This is a genomic window from Pantoea sp. OVA07A (assembly GCF_019969975.1).
GTDB classification, from domain to species: Bacteria; Pseudomonadota; Gammaproteobacteria; order Enterobacterales; family Enterobacteriaceae; genus Pantoea; species Pantoea agglomerans.
In genome coordinates this window covers 543600-559144 of sequence record NZ_JAHXYM010000001.1, presented here as the reverse complement: position 1 = coordinate 559144, position 15545 = coordinate 543600, and the positions used below count along the sequence as shown (strand labels likewise).

Here is a 15545-nt window from a genome sequence, read left to right as displayed (position 1 = left end):
GAAGAGTGAAACAGGCTGCCGTTAAGCGACGCCCAGCGCCATTTTTACCTCGTTGGCGATCTTCTCGACCTGCGGGCCGTAGATCACCTGAATGTCGTGCTCACTGACGCGATTGACCCCATTGGCACCGGTGCTCATCAGCGTCTGATCGACCACCTGATTCATCTCTTTGACCCGCACGCGCAGCCGGGTAAAGCAGCAATCGACATCCTCGATATTGGCCTGCCCGCCCAGCCCGCTGATAATGACCTGAGTCCGTTCATCCGCGGCGACCTGTTGCGGTTTCTCATCCTCCGATTCACGGCCTGGCGTTTCAACATTCATCCGGGTAATCACCAGCCGGAAAGCGTAGTAGTAGATCGGCGCATAGATCACGCCCAGCGCCAGCGTCCACCACCAGTGGGTTTTTGCTCCACCCAGCATGCCGAACACCACCAGGTCGATAACACCGCCCTGCACGTTGCCAATCATCAGATGCAGCATCGACATCAGCATAAACGACAGGCCGGTCAGAAAAGCGTGCAGCAGATAGAGCACCGGAGAGACAAAGATAAAGCAGAACTCCAGCGGTTCGGTGATGCCGGTGGTGAAGGAGGTCAGCGCCCCCGCCATGACCAGTGCTTTGACCCGCTGTTTATGCTCGGGTCGGGCGGTGTGATAGATCGCCAGCGCCGCGGCGGGCAGGCCGAACATCATCACCGGAATCTTGCCCTGCGCCAGAAACTGCGTGGCGGTGCGCAGCGTCTCATCGGGGATCGATCCCGGATGAGTCAGCGACGCGTTGAAGATGTTCAGTGCACCAACAACAGTCTGACCATCGACCACCGCCATGCCGCCAATAGGCGTGAAACGCACGGTTTCGTTAAGGATGTGATGCAGGCCGGTGGGGATCAGGATGCGCTCAAAGGCCCCCAGCAGAAAAGCGCCATACTGCCCGCTTTTGCCAATCATCTGTCCAATCCAGGCGATACCGTCGCCAATGGTCGGCCAGACCAGCGCCAGCAATACCCCAATCAGTGGCAGACAGACCACGGTCACGATCGGCACAAAACGCCGTCCGCCAAAGAAGCTTATCGCGGTAGGCAGTTGCTGGGTATAAAAGCGATTGTGCAGCGCCACCGTTACCAGTCCGGCAATCACCCCGCCCAGTACGCTCATGTTGTAGGTAAAGACGCCCAGCATGTTGATATATTCCGCCGAGGTCATCATGGCGGTGGTCTGGTCCATGCCCGCCTGCTGCAGGGCTGCAGGTGTGGTGGTGGCGGCGGTGATCCCTTTGGCCGCCAGCGTCGCGCTGATACCGACGTTCATCACGATATAGCCAATCACCGCGGCAAAGGCGGCGGTAGCTTTTTCCGCTTTCGCCAGTCCGATGGCACTCGCTACCGCAAAGAAGACCGGCAGATTAGCGAATAGCGCTCCGGCAACCTTGCGAATAAAGCCGATAATTAACTGCGGCACCTGCATCTGCGCAAAGGCATCGCCGGTGACCGCCGGGTTCTGCATGGCCGCCGCCAGCCCAAGGAAGATACCTGCGGCAGCGATGACCGAGATTGGCATCATCAACGCTTTGCCAAATGCATGAATCTGGCTGGTCAGCTGTTTCATGGAGTCGTGCCCTCTCTGATTGTGAACAGCAAGTATTAGCCTGTTGTCGGGAGAACTCCCGTTATCAGCAGGTTAAAGGCGGGTAAAATCTGACCAGCATCACATTTCTGGCTTATGCACGATAAACGCCAGCTATCGCACCATTAAGTCAATCAATTAGACAAGGTATGAGGATAGCTGCAGACTTCCTTTCACCATCAGGATATAACCTGATAACAAACACCAAACAATAATTCCTACTATAAAAAGCCTGCACTCAATATGAAATTTAAACGCCAAATCAAACCCTATCGCGCGGCAGCGGGCGGCTGGGGTTCACTGGAAGCCACCACGCGTTTCGTTCTTGACAGCAAAGCGGCCCTGAAAAATATGCGCAACCTGATGCGCATGAACAAAGCACGCGGTTTTGACTGTCCGGGCTGCGCCTGGGGTGATGACAATAAAAGTACCTTCAGCTTCTGCGAGAATGGCGCCAAAGCGGTGACCTGGGAAGCGACACGCCGGATGGTCGACACCGACTTTTTCGCTAAACACAGCGTAACCACGCTCTATACCCAGAGTGACTACTTCCTGGAGTATCAGGGACGTCTGACCCATCCGCTGCGCTACAACGCGGAAACCGATCACTACGAGCCCATCAGCTGGGATGATGCGTTTGCGCTGATCGCGCAGCACATCAAGGCGATGGATCATCCGGATCAGATGGAGCTTTACACCTCCGGTCGCGCCAGCAATGAAGCCTCCTGGCTCTATCAGCTGTTTGGTCGCCTGATGGGGACCAATAACTTCCCTGACTGCTCCAATATGTGCCACGAAGCCAGCGGCACCGGCCTGAAGCGCAGCATTGGCGTCGGTAAAGGCACCATTCGTCTGGATGATTTCGACCACGCAGATGCCATTTTTGTCTTCGGTCAGAATCCCGGCACTAACCATCCGCGTATGCTGCACAGCCTGCGTCACGCTGCCGATCACGGTGCGAAAATCGTCACCTTTAATACCCTGCGTGAACGCGGTCTGGAACGTTTTGCCGATCCGCAGAAACCGCTGGAAGTGGTGACTTCGAAAGCGGGTAACATCAGCTCCTCCTATTATCAGCCGAACCTGGGCGGTGATATGGCAGCGGTGCGCGGCATGGTGAAATCCCTGCTGGAAACCCACCGCGCGCGTCTGGCGGCTGGTGAAAGCGGCCTGTTCGATCAGACCTTTATCAATGCTAAAACCAACGGCATTGAGGCGTATCTCGACGCCGTGGATAACACCAGCTGGATGCAGATTGTGGCGCAGTCGGGCCTGACGCAGGCGCAGATCCGTGAAGCCGCGGCGCTCTACCAGAGCGCTGACCGGGTGATCTGTACCTGGGCGATGGGTATCACCCAGCACAAACACTCTGTCGACACGGTGCGCGAGATCACCAACCTGCAGTTGCTGTTTGGCCAGCTGGGTAAAAAAGGCGCAGGCCTCTGCCCGGTTCGTGGTCACAGTAATGTGCAGGGCAACCGCACCATGGGCATCGATGAGAAACCGGCGAAAGCCTTCCTGGATGCGCTGGGGAATCATTTCAATTTCGAGCCCCCGCGTGCGGCAGGCCACAACACCGTGGAAGCGCTGAACGCCATGCTGCGTGATGAAGTGAAAGTGCTGATCGCGCTGGGTGGCAACCTGGCGGCGGCCGCACCCGACTCACCGCGCACCGAAGAGGCGATGTCACGCTGTGGTCTGACCGTGCATATCAGCACCAAACTGAACCGCAGCCATCTGGTGCCGGGTCACGATGGGCTGATTCTGCCGACGCTGGGCCGCACCGAGCGCGATCTGCAGGCCACCGGCAATCAGTTTATTACCGTGGAAGACTCTTTCAGCATGGTGCACGCCTCTGAAGGGATCGGTATTCCGCTGGCGGAAACACAGCGTTCAGAGACCTGGATTGTTGCCGGTATCGCTGAGGCGGTGCTGGGTGATGAAAAAGTGAAATGGCGCGAGCTGGCGGGTGATTATAACCTGATCCGTGAGCATATCGCCGCGACGATCCCGGGCTTTGCCGACTTTAACGCCAAATGCGATATCCCGGGCGGTTTCTATCTGGGCAACGCAGCAGCCGAGTTGCGCTTCAATACCCCGAGCCAGAAAGCGGAATTTAACGCCTCAGCGCTGCCGACCTCACTGTTCCCGAATCTTGATCAGGACGTGCCTTTTACCCTGCAGACACTGCGTTCGCACGACCAGTACAACACTACCATTTACGGCCTCGATGACCGTTACCGTGGCGTGTTTGGTCAGCGTGAAGTGGTGTTCATCAACCCGGACGATATGGCAGACCTGGGCTTTACCGAAGGCCAGAATGTCGATATCGAAACGCTGTGGAATGATGGCATTACCCGTCGCGTCAGCGGATTCAAACTGGTTCCCTACAATATTCCGCGCGGTAACCTGGCGGCCTATTATCCGGAAACCAACCCGCTGGTGCCGCTGAACAGCTTTGGTGATGACAGTGGTACACCGACCTCTAAATCGGTGCCGGTGAAGCTGGAACTCTCTGAGGCACTGGCCGATCAGCGCATCGCCTGACAGCCCTTTCACTCCCCCCTAAAAAGCCGGCTCGTCCGGCTTTTTGCCTTGCCGCGCGACGTCGATTCGCGTAAAACTGTCAGCCGCAATCAGCCAACGAAACGTAAAAATTATGTTCCAGGATAACCCGCTGCTCGCGCAGCTGAAAGAGAAGCTCCATTCGCAAACGCCTCGTGCTGAAGGCGTCGTAAAAGGCACTGAAAAAGGCTTCGGCTTTCTGGAAGTCGATGCGCAAAAAAGCTACTTCATTCCGCCACCGCAGATGAAGAAAGTGATGCACGGCGATCGCATCACCGCCGTGATCCACAGCGATAAAGATCGCGAAAGCGCTGAGCCGGAAACCCTGGTTGAGCCGTTCCTGAGCCGCTTTGTTGGCCGGGTACAGAAGAAAGACGATCGCCTGTCGATTGTGCCGGATCATCCCCTGCTGAAGGATGCGATCCAGTGTCGCCCTGCGCGCGATGTCAGCCATGAGTTTGAAAATGGTGACTGGGCCGTGGCGGAGATGCGTCGCCATCCGCTGAAAGGCGATCGCGGCTTTTATGCCGAACTCACCGATTTTATTGTCAAAGCTGATGACCATCTGGCGCCGTGGTGGGTGACGCTGTCGCGTCATAACCTTGAGCGTGAAGCGCCCGATGTCAGTTTTGGCGAGATGCTGGATGAAAATCTGACGCGTGAAGATCTGACCGCGCTGGATTTCGTTACCATCGACAGCGCCAGCACCCAGGATATGGATGATGCGCTCTTTGTGGAAGCCCTGGACGATGGCGCCCTGCGTCTGACCATCGCTATCGCCGACCCTACCGCCTATGTGCCGGAAGGCAGTCAGCTCGATAAGCTGGCGGCGCAGCGTGCGTTTACTAACTACCTGCCGGGCTTTAACATCCCGATGCTGCCGCGCGAACTCTCTGATGATGTCTGCTCGCTGCGTCCGAATGTGCGCCGTCCGGCCCTGGCCTGCCGCGTGACCGTGGCAGCCGATGGCAGTTTAGGTGATGACGTTGAGTTCTTTGCCGCCTGGATCGAATCCAAAGCCAAGCTGGCGTATGACGACGTCTCTGACTGGCTGGAAAACAGCGGCTCATGGCAGCCGGAAAGTGAGGCGATTGCTGAACAGATTCGCCTGCTGCATCGCCTCTGCCTGGCGCGCAGCGAGTGGCGTCAGACTCACGCGCTGGTGTTTAAAGATCGCCCGGATTACCGCTTCCTGCTGGGTGAAAAAGGTGAAGTGCTGGAGATTGTGGCTGAACCGCGCCGCATCGCTAACCGCATTGTCGAAGAGTCTATGATTCTGGCCAACGTCTGCGCGGCGAAAGTGCTGCGTGACCGTCTCGGTTTTGGTATCTACAACGTCCATGCCGGTTTCGATGCCACCAATGCTGAACAGGCCGCGGCCGTGCTGGCCAACCATGGTATTACCGTGGATGCGCAGGCGATCACCACGCTGGAAGGTTTCCGCGTGCTGCGTCGTGAGCTTGATGCCCAGCCGACCCAGTTCCTCGACAGCCGGATCCGTCGCTTCCAGACCTTCGCTGAGATCAGCACCGAGCCTGGCCCGCACTTTGGCCTGGGACTTGAGGCTTACGCCACATGGACCTCACCGATTCGTAAGTTCGGCGACATGGTCAACCATCGTCTGCTGAAAGCGATTATTCGCGGTGAGCAGATCGCTCGTCCGGATGATGCGCTGACGGTGACGATGAGTGAGCGCCGCCGCCTGAACCGCATGGCGGAACGTGATGTTGGCGACTGGCTCTACGCCCGTTATCTGGCGCCGTTTGCAGCAACCGACCGTCGCTTCAGCGCCGAGATTATCGATGTGTCACGTGGTGGCATGCGTGTTCGCCTGCTGGAGTTTGGCGCGGTCGCCTTTATCCCGGCTCCGTTCATTCACGCGGTGCGTGATGAGCTGGTCTGCAGCCAGGAAAATGGCAGCGTTCAGATCAAAGGCGAAGTGGTTTACCGTGTGACCGATGTGATTGATGTCACCATCGCCGAAGTCCGCATGGAAACCCGCAGCGTCGTGGCGCGTCCCGCCGTCTGAGTAGTGATGTTCTGATCAGTCAATCGGGCGGGATAACTCCGGTTATCCCGTCTGTTTCCACCCCGCCCGCATTGCAAAAAAGTTAAATTTGTACCCCGCTTCACACTTCTCCACTGATTAACTTTCACTTACATTCCATTACATTAAGTTTGACTCGTTGTTTTCGATCGCTTTCCTCTCGGTCCTCACAAGGAGTTAGTCATGAAAAACGTCAAAACCAGTGCGATCTGGTTAGTGGTGGCGTTAATCGGCGCGGGCGCTTTCGCCATGCTGGCCCTCAGCCGCGGCGAACACGTCAACGCAGTCTGGCTGGTGATAGCCGCTGTCGCCTGTTACAGCATCGCTTATCGCTTCTACAGCCTGTTTATCGCCCGCAATATTTTCGAACTGGACGACCGCCGGATGACGCCTGCCGAGCGGCTGAGCGACGGGCTCGATTATGTCCCGACCAATAAATGGGTGCTGTTTGGTCACCACTTTGCGGCTATTGCCGGTGCCGGCCCGCTGGTGGGTCCGATTCTGGCGGCGCAGATGGGCTTTCTGCCTGGCACCATCTGGATCCTGGTCGGGGTGATGCTGGCGGGTGCGGTACAGGATTTCCTGATCCTGTTTATCTCAACCCGTCGTGATGGCCGTTCACTGGGCGAGATGGCGCGGCAGGAGCTGGGTGCGTTTGCCGGTGTGGTGACCATGCTCGGCGCGCTGGGCGTCATGATCATTATCCTGTCGGCGCTGGCGCTGGTGGTGGTCAAGGCGCTGGCGAACAGTCCGTGGGGACTGTTTACCATCGCGGCCACCATTCCGATTGCGCTGTTTATGGGCGTCTACATGCGCTTTATCCGGCCCGGTAAAATCGCCGAAGTTTCACTGATTGGCTTTGTGCTGATGATGGCGGCGATTATCTATGGTGGTGACGTAGCCCAGCATCCTTACTGGGGGCCCTTCTTTACCCTGAAAGGCACCTCACTGACCTGGGTGCTGGTGATCTACGGCTTTATTGCCTCCGTGCTGCCGGTCTGGCTGCTGCTGGCTCCGCGTGACTACCTTTCGACCTTTCTTAAAATCGGCGTGATTGTCGGGCTGGCGGTGGGGATTGTCTTTGCCATGCCAGAGATGAAAATGCCGGCGGTCACCAAATTTATCGACGGCACTGGCCCGGTCTTCTCCGGCGCGATGTTCCCGTTCCTGTTTATTACTATTGCCTGCGGTGCCATCTCCGGCTTCCATGCGCTGGTCTCCAGCGGCACCACGCCAAAACTGGTGGAGCGGGAAAGTCATATCCGCTTTATTGGCTATGGCGCGATGCTGATGGAATCCTTTGTGGCGATCATGGCGCTGATTTGTGCCTCGGTGCTCGATCCGGGCGTCTACTTTGCCATGAACTCCCCGGCTGCGCTGATTGGTACCACCGTTGAAAGCGCCTCTCAGGTGATCAACGGCTGGGGCTTTGTCGTCACGCCGGAAATGCTGAGCGGCATCGCCCGTGACGTGGGTGAAGGCTCGATCCTGTCCCGCGCAGGCGGCGCGCCAACCTTCGCGGTGGGAATGGCCCACATCATTACCGAGATCTTTAACAGCCGGGCGATGATGGCGTTCTGGTATCACTTCGCCATTCTGTTTGAAGCGCTGTTCATTCTGACGGCGGTCGATGCCGGTACCCGCGCCTGCCGCTTTATGGTGCAGGATCTGGCAGGCACCGTGGTGCCTTCTATGGCGAATAACCGCTCCTGGCTGGGCAATATGGCCGGCACGACCGTGGCGGTCGCGGGTTGGGGCTTCTTTGTCTATCAGGGCGTGGTCGATCCGCTCGGCGGCATTAACACTCTGTGGCCGCTGTTTGGTATCGGCAATCAGATGCTGGCGTCCATGGCGCTGATCCTCGGCACCGTGGTGCTGTTCAAAATGAAAAAGCAGCGTTACGCCTGGGTGACTATCCTGCCAACTGTCTGGCTGTTTATCACCTCGATGACTGCCGGCTGGCAGAAAATCTTCCATGAAAAACCGTCGATTGGCTTCCTGGCGCAGGCGAATAAGTTCCGCAAAGGGCTGGATGAAGGCGTGATCATCGCCCCGGCAAAAAGCGTGGCGGATATGCAGACCATCGTCTTCAGCAATCAGATTAACGCGGCCCTGTGCGCCTTCTTTATGCTGGTGGCGGTCACGATGCTGATCTCTGCGTTCTTTGTCATTCGCCGGGCGCTGCGCAGCGATCTTCCTACTACGCATGAGTCCGTTGTGACGCTGCGCAACAAGGAGGTGCGTCATGTCTGATGCTATTCATCAGTCCCGGCGTCCGCAGGGAGAGTGGCAGATTATCCGCTGCCAGCCTGCCGCCGCCCCGCAGCCACAGGCATTCAGCTGGCGGGGATTCTGGCGCGGCCTGCAACAGTGTTTTCGCTTAATGGTCGGGGTGCAGGATTATCAAAAATATCTGCAGCATATGCGACTCCATCATCCCGATCAGCCGCCGATGAATGAGCGCGATTTCCACCGTTACTGTCTGGATGCCCGCTTCCCCAGCCAGGCAGGCAAACTGGGTAAATGTCCCTGCTGACCGGACTAAACAGCCCCGCACCGTCGGGGCTTTTTTGTGCCATTCTTATCTGGATGGGAAAATATATTCGGTTTGCATCTTGTGCTGGCGTCAGATGATGAATACTGTTGCTAAAATAATGAGATAACGCCTGCAGAGCACTTCCCGGAGGAAGTTTCCATGACCGATGAACAAGGGCAAACGTTGTTGTACACCCTTTTCGGTACAACCAGCCCTCATTGGCGTCTGACCGCGGACAGCGATGCGTTGCATTTTGCCGAAGATGAGTCGTCACAAACTAATATCGCCCTGCCGTTAACCCCCGGCCAGGCAGCCATGATACGCGCGATGCCGGTCATCACTTCAAGCATCAATCTGACCATGACGCTGCAGGGCATTGATGTTCCGATGCATTTTGTCGGACGCAAAGTGAACCAGGCGACCTGGGCAGGAACCGCTTCTGCCTGGGGCGATACCTCAGCGGTCGCCCGCGACTTAACCCTGGGTCTTTCATTCGCCGAACAGGTGGTTTCTGAAGCCAACTCGGTGATTGTGATCCTCGATCAGCGCGGCAATATTCAGCGTTTTAACCGTCTTAGTGAAGAATACACCGGTCTGAATGAGCATGAGGTTATCGGCCGTAACGTCTTTCAGCTCTTTATGACCAAACAAGAGGCGTCTCAGTCACGACGCAACATTGCGGGCTTCTTCCGTGACGGTAACTCCTATGAGGTGGAGCGCTGGGTTAAAACCAAAAAAGGTCAGCGACTGTTTCTGTTTCGTAATAAGTTTGTTCACAGCGGCAGTGGCAAAAATGAAATTTTCCTCATCTGTTCTGGCACCGACATAACCGAGGAGCGACGCGCCCAGGAACGCCTGCGGGTGCTGGCAAACACCGATACGGTGACCGGTTTGCCTAATCGCAACGCAATTCATCAACAGATTAGCCTGGCGCTGGAGCGATCTGAGCGCGATGAGACCGGCGTGGTCTATCTCGATCTCGATAATTTCAAAAAAGTGAACGACGCATACGGTCATATGTTCGGCGATCAGTTACTGCAGGCGGTCTCACTGGCGATTCTTAGCTGTCTGGGTAAAGACCAGACTCTGGGCCGGCTGGGTGGCGATGAGTTTGTGGTGCTGGCTGAGCACACCAGCCAGGCTGCGCTGGAGGCGATGTCCTCCCGCATTCTTGAGCGCCTGCGTCAGCCCTTCCGTATCGGACTGATCGAAGTGTACAGCGGCTGCTCTATCGGGATCGCTTTCGCGCCGCTGCATGGTGAAGATCGCGAGAGCCTTATTCGCAATGCTGACACCGCGATGTATCACGCCAAAGAGAACGGTCGTGGCAAGTTCTGTGTCTTCGCGGCAGAGATGAACCAGCGGGTCTTTGAGTACCTGTGGCTGGACACCAATCTGCGTAAAGCGCTGGAGCTGGATCACCTGCTGGTGCATTACCAGCCGAAAATCGACAGTGATGGTGAAGTCCGCAGCGCCGAAGCGCTGGTACGCTGGAACTCACCCGAGCGCGGCCTGGTCTCCCCTGCTGATTTCATTCCCTACGCCGAAGAGTCGGGACTGATTGTGCCGCTGGGACGCTGGGTCATGCTCAATGTGCTGAAACAGATTATCGTCTGGCGCCAGCAGGGCATTTTTCTGCGCGTCGCCGTCAACGTGTCGGCACGTCAGCTGATTGATCAAAGCATCTATACTGACCTGAAACAGGCACTGCATGAGGCGAATATCACCGACTGTCCTATCGATATTGAGCTCACAGAAAGCTGCCTGATTGAGAATGAAGCTGAAGCCCTGCGGCTGATGAAGCAGTTTCAGGAGCTTGGCGCACAGGTTCATCTGGATGACTTCGGCACCGGTTACTCATCGCTTTCTCAGCTCGCACGTGTGCCGATCAATGCCATCAAACTCGACCAAAGCTTTATCCGCGATATTAATAAACAGCCCGTCTCACAATCGCTGGTACGAGCTATCGTCGCCGTCGCCAAGGCGCTCGATTTGCAGGTGATTGCAGAGGGTATTGAGACCCCGGATGAAGAGAAGTTTGTCCTTAACAGTGGTGTTGATGGGCGTCAGGGCTACTACTACGCAAAACCAATGCCCGCGGAACAGTTTGGGCATTGGCTGGCTAAGCATCCTGCCCGCGTTTAACGCTAATTCAGATTAACCCGCTTTACGCAGTGATGCGCTGTGGCGGTTTTGTAACTGAACCAGGCGTTCCATGTAAGCAATGTCTTTAGGTTCGATGGTAAAGGCGTAATCGACCCAATCTTCGGTAATATCCATCAGCTCAGCGCGTGACAATTGCAGCACGCGCTGACGCGCTTTCAGCATTGCCCGCACGCCGTTGAGTTTAGGACGTAACGTATCGATAAAGGTGCGGGTGGCGCGGTAGCTGTCGCCGGGCTGGAAGACTTTATCCACCAGTCCGCGCGTTTCATACCACTCTGCGCTGTGGGACTCCCCTTCACAAATCAACTCCTCTGCCAGTTTCATGCCGGAACGACGCGCGACCAGTGAGTAGCCGCCCATGCCGGGAAAGAGGTTAAAAGCAATTTCCGGAAAGCCCATCCGCGCGTTGTTCTGCGCCAGAATGAAGTGATGCGCCAGCGCCGCTTCGAATCCGCCGCCTAACGCACTGCCCTCAATCATCGCCAGCGTCACCGCGCCGGTATCAAATCCCCGTGCTGCCGAATGGATGCAGTCAACGCAGGCACGGGCATAGGCCCGCAGCGCCTCACGGCGGTTATTGCGAATGCACTCGACAAAGAAGCGCAGATCGCCACCGGCGTTGAACATCTGTGGCACCAGAGAGCCGGTAACCCAGAAGTCGATTGGCAGACCGGAACGCTGAGCGGCGTAGCTCAGATTCATGATCTCTTCAATCAGTTCATGGTTGAAGCTCGGACGGGGCTGTGCACGCAACATCATCCACATAGTACGACGCCCTTCTTCGTAATAGGCGACTAACTGCGTGGTGTTGCCGACTTCGGTAAATAATCTGCACGTTGCTTGGTTAATAACTGTCATTGTCTCATCCTCTGTTTATATTTGATGCGTTAAATACGCCACATCAGCGTAATGCAGAGTGAGGCCAGACCAAATGAGAGATTGATTTACAACACAAAATCCAGAGAGATCCCCGACTCGCGCGTCGGGGATTGATTAGGCGGGTTACTTAATAGCGGCACGCTGCTCCACGGCAACATGAAGACGCTTAACACGTTTTGAATAGATGGCCGTGATGATCGGCACCAGCACGGAGGTCACAATCACGGACGTTGCCACCAGCGCCGTGGCAGCAGGGGCAATCGGTTTAAACTGCGGCAGCATCTCGGCAATCAGCACCGGTGTCGCCACCGCTGCGCCTGCCGTACTGGATGCAGCTATGCCAGCCGTGCCATCCCCGCCCCCAATCAGCCGATCGGTCAGAATGAGTGGGATACCGGTAATGATGATCACCGACACGCCCAGCATGATGCCCAGCAGTCCGGTTTCCGCAATGACACCCAGGTTAATGGTGTTACCCAGAGCAAAGGCGAAGAAAGGAATCAGCGTATGGACCGCTTTTCCGAAGAAGTCGCGCAGCTCCGGATCAAGATTCCCTAATGCAAACCCCACAATAAACGGCAGGACCGCCCCCACAAACACGTGCGGCTCGAATGAGGCGATGCCGGCGGTGCCCAGGATAACCATGGTCATTAATGGCCCGGACTCCAGAGACATCAGCACAAACGCACCCGCCTCCTCTTTGGAACCATATTGCTGCATGATCGAGGCATAAAGGCCGCCATTGGTCATATCCATGGCAGCCACCAGCGCCAGCGTCGATAACCCGGCAAACATCCCTACTTCTACGCCATTCTCCGGCATCACCCGTGAGGCGATGGCAGCCACAACCCAGGCGACGGCAATCTTGGTAAGCACCAGCGTGCCCGATTTACGCAGTACCGTCCCGGTGGCGCTGAGTTTAATCGACGCGCCCATACAGAAAAACCAGACGGCCAGAATGGGTACCGTGCCGGTCATCAGGCCGTTGGTGAAAGAACCGAAATATTTCCCGGCGCCTGGAGAAAACGTATGACAGAGTGCGCCGATAAAGAGCGGAATGAGCATCATACCGCCCGGAATTTTGTCTATTGCACGTTTGATATGCATATGGATGTCACCTTTGCTATGCCAGAGGGTGGAGCAGGAAGTGCCCGAAGGCGATGCAAGCAAAGTAGTCACTTGGGGTAATCAAAACAGTGATCGATTCGATAAAATGAAACGCTGTTTTATTTTTAATGACCTGTTGTTTTGATAACTATGATGGAGATCGCCATACCAGTCTCAGATGAGACTAAAAAAACGGGACGCCGTGGCGTCCCGCTCGCTATTTTTGCCCGTACCAGGCGTTCTCGCCATGCTTTCGCAGGTAGTGCAGGTCAAGCAGCGTCTGGTTAATCGGCGGCAGATTAGCGGTCAGCTGCTGGCTGAACAGGCCCATATACGCCACCTCCTCCAGCACAACCGCGCTGTGTACCGCAGCATGAGCGTCTTTCCCCCAGGCAAACGGGCCATGAGAGTTGACCAGTACCGCCGGGATCGCCGAAGGAGACAACCCACGTTGCGCAAAAGTCTCGATAATCACCTCACCGGTGTTCCACTCGTAGTCGTGCTGAATCTCTTCATTGCGCATCGACCGGGTACAGGGGATCTCACCATAGAAGTCATCGGCGTGGGTGGTTCCCCAGGCAGGAATCGGTCGTCCTGCCTGGGCCCAGATGGTCGCATGCCGCGAATGGGTATGGACAATGCCACCCACCTCCGGCCAGGCGAGGTAAAGCGCGCGGTGTGTCGCCGTGTCCGAGGAGGGGCGTTTATCCCCTTCCACCACGTCGCCACTCGCCAGATCGACCACGACCATGTCGTCGCGCTTCATCACTTCATAGCGCACGCCGGAAGGTTTAATCACCAGCAAACCCTGTTCGCGATCAACAGCGCTGACATTGCCCCAGGTGAAGGTCACCAGGTTGTATTTGGGTAGATCCAGATTCGCTTCCAGAACCTGTTGTTTCAGGTGTTCCAGCATCTATTTTCTCCTGCTGACAATCGTCCCTGAATTTTGCGGAGTCGGACGCGAAAGAGTTATGGAGCAAATGGCTATAAACGCAGAAGGAATGGCTGTGAATGCAAAAATGTGTCGTGATTTCAGAATTTTCTATCTTCGGAATTTAACCAGAACGCTTAGAATCCTCTCAGGCAATGCGTGGCCCTGTCGGGTTTACATTGCGACTCTCCCGCTACAAACGGTTTGTCCATGGTGATCACATTTCCATGCCGACACGGATGCGGCAATGATGCGACACAAGCGGGCTGAGGAAATATCGGAGCTATACTAAGAGTGTTGCCTCTGTGAGCACATCAAAGGAGAAGTGTATGACAACAACAATGAAACGAATCACTGCCGTTGTACTGGCGACTACGTTAGCTGTTGCACTGAGCGGCTGTTCTAACTGGTCTAAACGTGACCGCAACACCGCTATTGGCGCGGGCGCGGGTGCGATTGGGGGTTCAGTATTGACCAATGGTAGCGCACTCGGCACAGTCGGTGGCGCCGCTGTCGGTGGTATTATCGGTCATCAGGTCCACTAAAGACCTTATTAAAAGAATAATCGGCTACGCTAAGCATCTACACAACAATCGGGCTACTTCGGTAGCCCGATTTTTTTCAGCCACCCGCCAGTTTGACCTTCATGCCTTTGGCTTCCAGCAGGCTTTTCAGTAAATCGCGCTTATCCCCCTGAATCTCGATAACACCCTCTTTCACCGAACCCCCGCAGCCGCACTTCTTTTTGAGTTCGGCCGCCAGCAGCGTCAATGCCGCGTCGTCCAGGTCGATACCGGTGATCAGACAGACGCCTTTTCCCTTGCGACCACTGGTCTGACGCTGGATGCGCACAATGCCATCCCCTTTTGGCCGATCCTTCGCTGGCTCCGGCTGGGTAATGCGCCCGCTGTCGGTTGAGTAAACCAGTGGATTATCCTTCGCCATTATTGTGTCTCCAGACTGTGCAGGATCGCCTGCAGAGTGGCGGCAGGATCGGCGGATTGGGTGATCGGACGCCCGATAACCATATAGTCCACGCCCACCTGCTTCGCCTGCTCAGGTGTCATGATGCGACGCTGATCGCCAGCATCACTGCCTGCCGGGCGAATCCCCGGCGTAACCAGCGCAAACTCCTGACCTAAAACCTGTTTGAAGCGGACAGCCTCATGGGCGGAACAGACCACACCATCCAGCCCGCAAGACAGTGTCAGCTTCGCCAGTCGCTCTGCCTGTTCGGCAGGAGAAAGCGTAATGCCCAGCCCTTTGAGATCCTCTGCATCCATACTGGTCAGTACAGTCACCGCAATGAGCAGGGGCGCCTCTTTACCAAAGGGAAGCAGCGCTTCACGCGCCGCGTTCATCATCCGTGCCCCGCCACTGGCATGAACGTTGACCATCCAGACCCCGAGATCGGCAGCGGCCGCCACGGCATGAGCGGTGGTGTTGGGAATATCGTGGAATTTAAGATCGAGGAAGATTTCAAAGCCGCGCTGCTGCAGAGTGTTAACCAGCGAGGGGCCAAATAGCGTAAACATCTCTTTGCCTACTTTAAGGCGGCAACTGCGGGGATCGATCTGGTCGACGAAACGCAGTGCGCTGTCGAGGTCATGATAATCCAGCGCTACCAGAATCGGCGAAGCGGTCACGTTGTGGGGTGAAGGCATGGCATTTCCTCTGCAACAGGC

General features: G+C 56.3%; 12 protein-coding genes. 6 read left to right on the top strand and 6 right to left on the bottom strand.

Annotation, left to right across the window (positions count from 1 at the left end; translation table 11 throughout):
- Positions 1-21: 21 nt before the first annotated feature.
- On the bottom strand, positions 22-1608 hold the full coding sequence (locus LC417_RS02565) for a PTS transporter subunit EIIC (protein ID WP_223565412.1): 1587 nt from the start codon (positions 1606-1608) through the stop codon (positions 22-24).
- Between the two features lie 261 nt (positions 1609-1869).
- On the opposite strand from LC417_RS02565, the gene LC417_RS02560 reads away from it, so the two are divergent.
- The 5 genes from LC417_RS02560 to pdeR all read left to right on the top strand — a co-directional run bounded on the left by LC417_RS02560 (position 1870) and on the right by pdeR (position 10919).
- Positions 1870-4173, top strand: coding sequence for an FdhF/YdeP family oxidoreductase (locus tag LC417_RS02560; RefSeq protein WP_223565411.1), 2304 nt, complete (start codon positions 1870-1872; stop codon positions 4171-4173).
- Positions 4174-4285: 112 nt separating this feature from the next.
- The gene (locus LC417_RS02555) at positions 4286-6220 is read left to right on the top strand and encodes an exoribonuclease II (protein ID WP_033769156.1); all 1935 of its coding nucleotides are present in this window, start codon (positions 4286-4288) and stop codon (positions 6218-6220) included.
- A gap of 201 nt (positions 6221-6421) precedes the next feature.
- Positions 6422-8491: a carbon starvation CstA family protein gene (locus LC417_RS02550; protein WP_010244523.1), complete on the top strand. Its 2070-nt coding sequence runs from the start codon at positions 6422-6424 to the stop codon at positions 8489-8491.
- Positions 8484-8774 carry a YbdD/YjiX family protein gene (locus LC417_RS02545; RefSeq protein WP_109650482.1) on the top strand — a complete coding sequence of 97 codons (291 nt, stop codon included), beginning with the start codon at positions 8484-8486 and terminating at the stop codon, positions 8772-8774. The genes LC417_RS02550 and LC417_RS02545 overlap by 8 nt, the downstream gene beginning before the upstream one ends.
- 159 nt (positions 8775-8933) lie before the next feature.
- Positions 8934-10919, top strand: coding sequence for a cyclic di-GMP phosphodiesterase (pdeR, locus tag LC417_RS02540; protein WP_010244518.1), 1986 nt, complete (start codon positions 8934-8936; stop codon positions 10917-10919).
- Between the two features lie 12 nt (positions 10920-10931).
- On the opposite strand, the gene LC417_RS02535 is transcribed toward pdeR, so the two are convergent.
- The 3 genes from LC417_RS02535 to araD form a co-directional block, all read right to left on the bottom strand.
- On the bottom strand, positions 10932-11798 hold the full coding sequence (locus tag LC417_RS02535) for a crotonase/enoyl-CoA hydratase family protein (protein WP_003853843.1): 867 nt from the start codon (positions 11796-11798) through the stop codon (positions 10932-10934).
- A 144-nt stretch (positions 11799-11942) separates the two neighbouring features.
- The gene (kdgT, locus tag LC417_RS02530) at positions 11943-12926 is read right to left on the bottom strand and encodes a 2-keto-3-deoxygluconate transporter (RefSeq protein ID WP_010244511.1); all 984 of its coding nucleotides are present in this window, start codon (positions 12924-12926) and stop codon (positions 11943-11945) included.
- A 217-nt stretch (positions 12927-13143) separates the two neighbouring features.
- Complete coding sequence (gene araD / locus LC417_RS02525) at positions 13144-13842, bottom strand: L-ribulose-5-phosphate 4-epimerase (RefSeq protein ID WP_010244508.1); 699 nt, start codon at positions 13840-13842, stop codon at positions 13144-13146.
- Between the two features lie 347 nt (positions 13843-14189).
- Between araD and osmB the strand changes: the two genes are divergently transcribed.
- Positions 14190-14405 carry an osmotically-inducible lipoprotein OsmB gene (gene osmB / locus LC417_RS02520; protein WP_003853848.1) on the top strand — a complete coding sequence of 72 codons (216 nt, stop codon included), beginning with the start codon at positions 14190-14192 and terminating at the stop codon, positions 14403-14405.
- 76 nt (positions 14406-14481) lie between these two features.
- Here the strand turns inward: osmB and yciH are convergent, their stop codons facing one another.
- Positions 14482-14805 (bottom strand): stress response translation initiation inhibitor YciH, encoded by a 324-nt coding sequence (yciH, locus tag LC417_RS02515; protein ID WP_187484023.1) that lies wholly within the window; start codon positions 14803-14805, stop codon positions 14482-14484.
- Positions 14805-15524 (bottom strand): orotidine-5'-phosphate decarboxylase, encoded by a 720-nt coding sequence (pyrF, locus tag LC417_RS02510; protein WP_187484022.1) that lies wholly within the window; start codon positions 15522-15524, stop codon positions 14805-14807. Before pyrF ends, yciH begins: the two co-directional genes overlap by 1 nt.
- Between the last annotated feature and the right edge of the window lie 21 nt (positions 15525-15545).

Excerpts from the sequence above, each read along its gene's own strand:
- LC417_RS02565 (WP_223565412.1), bottom strand. The coding sequence starts at position 1,608 with ATGAAACAGCTGACCAGCCAGATTCATGCATTTGGCAAAGCGTTGATG.
- LC417_RS02560 (WP_223565411.1), top strand. The coding sequence starts at position 1,870 with ATGAAATTTAAACGCCAAATCAAACCCTATCGCGCGGCAGCGGGCGGC.
- LC417_RS02555 (WP_033769156.1), top strand. The coding sequence starts at position 4,286 with ATGTTCCAGGATAACCCGCTGCTCGCGCAGCTGAAAGAGAAGCTCCAT.
- LC417_RS02550 (WP_010244523.1), top strand. The coding sequence starts at position 6,422 with ATGAAAAACGTCAAAACCAGTGCGATCTGGTTAGTGGTGGCGTTAATC.
- LC417_RS02545 (WP_109650482.1), top strand. The coding sequence starts at position 8,484 with ATGTCTGATGCTATTCATCAGTCCCGGCGTCCGCAGGGAGAGTGGCAG.
- pdeR (WP_010244518.1), top strand. The coding sequence starts at position 8,934 with ATGACCGATGAACAAGGGCAAACGTTGTTGTACACCCTTTTCGGTACA.
- LC417_RS02535 (WP_003853843.1), bottom strand. The coding sequence starts at position 11,798 with ATGACAGTTATTAACCAAGCAACGTGCAGATTATTTACCGAAGTCGGC.
- kdgT (WP_010244511.1), bottom strand. The coding sequence starts at position 12,926 with ATGCATATCAAACGTGCAATAGACAAAATTCCGGGCGGTATGATGCTC.
- araD (WP_010244508.1), bottom strand. The coding sequence starts at position 13,842 with ATGCTGGAACACCTGAAACAACAGGTTCTGGAAGCGAATCTGGATCTA.
- osmB (WP_003853848.1), top strand. The coding sequence starts at position 14,190 with ATGACAACAACAATGAAACGAATCACTGCCGTTGTACTGGCGACTACG.
- yciH (WP_187484023.1), bottom strand. The coding sequence starts at position 14,805 with ATGGCGAAGGATAATCCACTGGTTTACTCAACCGACAGCGGGCGCATT.
- pyrF (WP_187484022.1), bottom strand. The coding sequence starts at position 15,524 with ATGCCTTCACCCCACAACGTGACCGCTTCGCCGATTCTGGTAGCGCTG.